We start from the raw sequence: 2744 nt of genomic DNA, 5'->3' as shown, positions 1-2744 counted from the left end.
CGCGCCGCCCCGCTCGAGGGCCCGCCGCACCCGTCCCCGGCGGCAGCCGGTGAGCACGTACCAGTGGCCGCCGGCGGCCTCGGCGAGTTCGCCGATCTCGTACCGCGGTTCACCCTTGGCGCCTCCCCTCAGGTGGGCGCGGGCGATCGCACGCGAGAGTCTGCGGTAGCCCTCCCCTCCACGGGCCAACACGAGCAGGTGCTCATCCCCGGGCAGCGAGAGTTCGGCACCGAACACGGTCGCCAGACCCAGCTCGGAGGCCGCCTCGGCGAAGCGGACGACCCCGTACATCCCGTCGTGGTCGGTGATCGCCAGTGCGGTCAGTCCCAGCTCCGCCGCCGCCTCCGCCATCGCCTCGGGAGAGGAGGCACCGTCCAGGAAACTGAAGGCGGAATGGGCGTGGAGCTCGGCGTAGGGCACGCGCCCCTGGGTTCGGGGCCGTTGCGGAGGGGTGTACTCACCCCGTCGGCGGGACCAGGCGGGGGCATCGCTGCCGTCGCCGGGGTGCGGGTTCTGGGGCCCACGCGGGCCCGGTCGCCCGGACAGGACCCGCTCGAGCTCGGTCCAGGTCTTGGGGCCGTGGTACCAGTTCACCGGGCCTCACCCACCAGGGCCCGGTGCGTGGGCTCAGAGCTGGGTGAACGACTCCACGACCCACGCCGAGGCGTCGCCGGGCGGTTTGCGGCAACTCTGGGACCGAGGGGGGAGCGGGCGGGTGCCCGCCTCGACGCGCCAGGCGCGACCGTCGGTGTGACGGACCACGGCCACGCGCGGGGAATCGGGGTCGAGGGTGACGACGAGGTCGTCCACCCCCGCCTCCACACCGGAGTTCCGCACGGCGACCTCCGCCACCTGCCCGGCCGGTGGCCACGTACTGCGGCCCCGCAGGTTCTCGGTGACGACCCGACCGTCCAGCACCGCCTCGACGATCCCGGCCGCGTGGGCCACCTCCGCGGGCCCGTAGGTGTAACCGGTGCCGGGGAGCAACAGGACCGGGGCGAAGCGGTGCCCTCCGGTGTGGGAGCACTCCCACACCGCGGCATCGGGATCGAGTGAGGCCAGGCGTCCGCCCACCAGTGCCTCCAGCCCGGCCGCGACCGGGCGCCCCCGCACGGCGCAACACTGGTCACGCTTGGCGTGGGTGCACACGAGCGGGACAGGTGCCGCGACCTCGCGGGTCCCGGCCACGTGCCCGTCGGGAGACAGGTCCAGCCCGAGCAACTCCCCGGGCCCGTCGACACGGCCGGTGCGGATGTTCTGCCGGCCGGGGCGGGTGTCGCAGAGGTAGAAGCGGTGCCGGTCGAGCCGCTGGCCCTCCCGGCCGGGCCGCCGGATGAAGAGCATGCGCGACCCACAGGCCTCGACGTGGTCCTTGAGACGTCGGGACAGGTCCTCGCCCAGCGCCTCACCGTCGAAGATGTCGCGGCCCCAGCGCCCGGGGACCTCCAGCAGCACCCACGACTCCTCGTGGGCGGCGGTGCCGGCCGGTGGCTCATCGGCCGACTGCAGGGAGCACCAGTCCGGTTGTGTGGCGGAATCGGTATCTGACACGACCCCATGGTGCCCCATCCCGCGAGGAGGCGTAACTGTAGCCACCTTGTGGGACAAAAGTGACCAGAGGGATCTAGGCTGGGCCTATGCGTATCCGTCACCGCCGCCTCGCCGCGGCCGCCGCCCTCACCGCCGTCGCGTCCCTGGGCCTGGCGGGATGTGGAGCCGACACCTCGACCGACACCCCCACCACGAGCCAGACCACCACGGCGGGATCCTCCCCGGCCGCGCTGGCCCGGGCCCTGGCGCCGGACGAGACCGAGACCTCCGATCCCTCCGCCAGGCCCGCGGACTCCGCTCCGAAGAGTGAGGACTCCGGCGACGCCGCCGAGCGCGCCGAGCTCGTCGTGACCGAGATCCGCGTGGGCGACTACCAGGGCAAGGACCGCGTGGTCTTCGAACTCGAGGGCCAGGGCGTCCCGGGGTACTCCGTGGACTACGTGGACGCACCCGCCCAGCAGGGCAGCGGTTTCCCGGTGGAGGTGCCCGGGGACTCGTTCCTCCAGGTGATGATCCGCGACCAGGTCCTGCCCACCACGACCTCCATGACGGAGGTCCCCGTGGGCACCGTCTCGAGCGACGAGGCGACCGGTGTCGCCGGAGTGGCCTTCGCGGGCCAGTTCGAGGGCCAGGCGCAGTCCGTCATCGGTCTCGAGGGCACGGACCGCGCCTTCTCGGCCTTCCTCCTCCAGAACCCGACCCGACTGGTGGTCGACATCGAGCGCTGAGCCCACCCGGCGAGCGACGGGGGCCGCGACCACGGTGAGTCGTGGACGGTTCATTCGTATACCCCCTCGACGGTCCAACTCCCCGGTTCGTCCCCGACCAGGCAGCACAGCAACAACGCGGCCGCCCGCTCGGGGACGACCTGTATCCGGGCCCTCGGCCGGCGGGGCTCACCACCGGGACCCGCCTCCCACCAGGCCTCATCGATCGGCCACGGCCTCGACCAACCGACCAACGCGCATCGACGGCCCGTCACCTCGACCGACTCGGGTCGTCCGGTGAGCAGGCCTCGCGGACCGACCCCGACCGGCGCCCCCGCCGCGGTGCGCAGCAGAACCCCCCCTGCGAGGGGAACCCGTGCCACGACCCCCGACCCGGGGTCACGGCTCTCACGGATCTCCAATCGATAACCCGGCCCCGGCCACACCACCGACGGCGACGGCGCCGGCAGAGCCCCCGGCCACGGC

General features: G+C 73.3%; 3 protein-coding genes. 1 reads left to right on the top strand and 2 read right to left on the bottom strand.

Annotated elements, in window-relative coordinates:
* Together G6021_RS11520 and G6021_RS11515 are read right to left on the bottom strand one after the other, a co-directional pair.
* On the bottom strand, nt 1–594 hold a 594-nt coding region (locus G6021_RS11520), incomplete at its 3' end, for a PHP domain-containing protein (RefSeq protein WP_182641329.1).
* Nucleotides 595–627: 33 nt separating this feature from the next.
* On the bottom strand, nt 628–1551 hold the full coding sequence (locus G6021_RS11515; RefSeq protein ID WP_347237840.1) for a sucrase ferredoxin: 924 nt from the start codon (nt 1549–1551) through the stop codon (nt 628–630).
* A gap of 86 nt (nt 1552–1637) precedes the next feature.
* On the opposite strand from G6021_RS11515, the gene G6021_RS11510 reads away from it, so the two are divergent.
* The gene (locus G6021_RS11510) at nt 1638–2279 is read left to right on the top strand and encodes a hypothetical protein (protein WP_182616328.1); all 642 of its coding nucleotides are present in this window, start codon (nt 1638–1640) and stop codon (nt 2277–2279) included.
* Nucleotides 2280–2744: the final 465 nt, after the last annotated feature.

The organism is Dietzia sp. CW19 (genome assembly GCF_014145265.1).
GTDB classification, from domain to species: domain Bacteria; phylum Actinomycetota; class Actinomycetes; order Mycobacteriales; family Mycobacteriaceae; genus Dietzia; species Dietzia natronolimnaea.
The sequence above is the reverse complement of the archived record's forward strand: the minus strand, read 5'-3'. Positions and strand labels throughout refer to the sequence as shown.

What these genes read in the sequence shown, in the direction of transcription:
- G6021_RS11510 (WP_182616328.1), top strand. Translation starts at nt 1,638, where the DNA reads ATGCGTATCCGTCACCGCCGCCTCGCCGCGGCCGCCGCCCTCACCGCC.